Raw genomic sequence first — 251 nt, 5'->3', positions numbered from 1 at the left:
GGGCCCGGTCACGTCCAGCCCCTCCGCCACCAGCTGCGCGATCGCCGGCTCCAGCACCTCGATCTCCTCGCGGCCCAGCGCACCGCTCTCCACCGCATGCGGGTTCAGCCCGGCAACCGCCAGCCGTGGCCGTTCGATGCCGAAATTGCGCGTCAGCCCACGCGCCGTCGCCCGTGCCTTCGCCAGCACGAGGTCTACCGTGATCAGGTCCGGCACCGCAGAGAGCGGCACATGCGTGGTCATGGGCACGA

Annotated in this window: 1 protein-coding gene; it reads right to left on the bottom strand. The window is 71.3% G+C overall.

Annotated elements, in window-relative coordinates:
- Window positions 1–251: 4-hydroxythreonine-4-phosphate dehydrogenase PdxA (locus tag AC0IYH_RS32980; protein WP_471838599.1), on the bottom strand; the 251-nt coding region annotated here is incomplete at both ends.

This window comes from Pseudomonas sp. AC463 (assembly GCF_979253585.1).
The sequence above is the reverse complement of the archived record's forward strand: the minus strand, read 5'-3'. Positions and strand labels throughout refer to the sequence as shown.